Annotated in this window: 1 protein-coding gene and 1 pseudogene; both read left to right on the forward strand. The window is 69.6% G+C overall.

The annotated features are described in order from the left end of the window. On the forward strand, window positions 1–411 hold a 411-nt coding region (locus tag JCM9942_RS19725), incomplete at its 5' end, for a P1 family peptidase (protein ID WP_218185524.1). Then, window positions 360–1,021 (forward strand): annotated as a pseudogene (locus JCM9942_RS19730) (P1 family peptidase); the annotation flags it as partial. The gene JCM9942_RS19725 and the pseudogene JCM9942_RS19730, both read left to right, overlap by 52 nt.

Consider the following 1,021-nt stretch of genomic DNA (forward strand, 5'->3'; position numbering starts at 1 on the left):
GCGCGCCAGGCCGGTGTCGTCATCGGCACGCTGCCGACCGGGCCGTTGAACGCGATCACTGACGTGGCCGGGGTCGCTGTCGGCCATGCGACATTGACGGAAGGCACCCGTCTGCACACCGGTGTTACCGCGATCCTGCCGCATGCCGGAAACGTCTACCGGCAGCGGGTACCGGCGGCGATCGTGGTCGGCAACGGTTACGGCAAGTTGGCCGGCATCACCCAGGTGCAGGAACTGGGCGAACTGGAGACGCCGATCCTGCTGACCGGCACCTTGAGCACCTGGAAAGTGGCCGATGCGACGGCGGACTGGCTGCTGCGCCAGCCGGGCATGGAGCAGGTACGCTCGATCAACCGGTGGTGGGCGAAACCAACGACGGTTATCTCAGCGACATCCGCGCGCGGCCGTTGACGCCGGCGCTGGTCGAGCAGGCACTGAGCGGAGCGTCGACCGGTGCGGTCGAGGAGGGCGCGGTCGGTGCCGGTGCCGGTACGGTCGCATTCGGCTGGAAGGGCGGGATCGGCAGCAGTTCGCGCCAGCTGACTGCGGGCGATGGCGGCTATACCGTGGGCGTGCTGGTGCAGAGCAACTTCGGCGGCGAGCTGACCATCGCCGGGGTGCCGGTCTGGAAGGTGTTGCCGGATCCGGCCGAGTACGCGCGCAGCCAAGCCAATCCGCCGCCGAGTACCGGCGATGGCAGCATCATGATGGTGGTGGCCACCGACGCCCCGCTGGATGCGGCGCAGCTGCAGCGGCTGGCGCATCGCGCGCTGGTCGGGCTGGCGCGGACCGGTCGGTGATGTCCAACGGTTCGGGTGACTACGTCATCGCGTTTTCCACCGCCAGGGAAAACCGGCGTGATCCGGAAGTCGCAGTGCAGCCGGCGCGCAGCCTTGCCGGCGAGGCGATGTCACCCCTGTTCCAGGCCGCGGCCGAGGCGACCGAGGAAGCCATCGTCAATTCGCTGTTCCGCGCCCGCACGGTGCACGGCCACCGCGGGACCGCCGCGGCACTGCCGCTG

The sequence above is a fragment of the Stenotrophomonas pictorum JCM 9942 genome (genome assembly GCF_001310775.1).
In the GTDB taxonomy this organism is placed as follows: Bacteria; Pseudomonadota; Gammaproteobacteria; order Xanthomonadales; family Xanthomonadaceae; genus Stenotrophomonas; species Stenotrophomonas pictorum.